The organism is Pseudomonas sp. PME37.24/006 (assembly GCF_055556635.1).
In genome coordinates this window covers 1-237 of sequence record NZ_JBVHNL010000294.1, presented here as the reverse complement: position 1 = coordinate 237, position 237 = coordinate 1, and the positions used below count along the sequence as shown (strand labels likewise).

Below are 237 nucleotides of genomic sequence, written 5' to 3'. Positions count from 1 at the left end.
AATCTCGCGGCAGGCTGCTTCCGCCATCGTGACCATCGATTCGAATGGACCCGCGCGGAGTTTCGGAGCTGGGCGGAAAGGATCGGCGCGGCTTACGGCTACCGTGCGGAATTCAGCGGTATCGGCACGAACGACGAAGCACTCGGATCGCCCACCCAGATGGTCGTCTTCACACGATAGTCGCCCATCCATGAACATCGAAATTCCTGATTTCTCGCTGGTCGTGCTGATTGGCTC

Annotated in this window: 1 pseudogene; it reads left to right on the top strand. The window is 59.1% G+C overall.

The annotated features are described in order from the left end of the window. Positions 1-180, top strand: a pseudogene (locus tag ACZ3GY_RS24795) (methyltransferase type 12); the annotation flags it as partial. Positions 181-237: the final 57 nt, after the last annotated feature.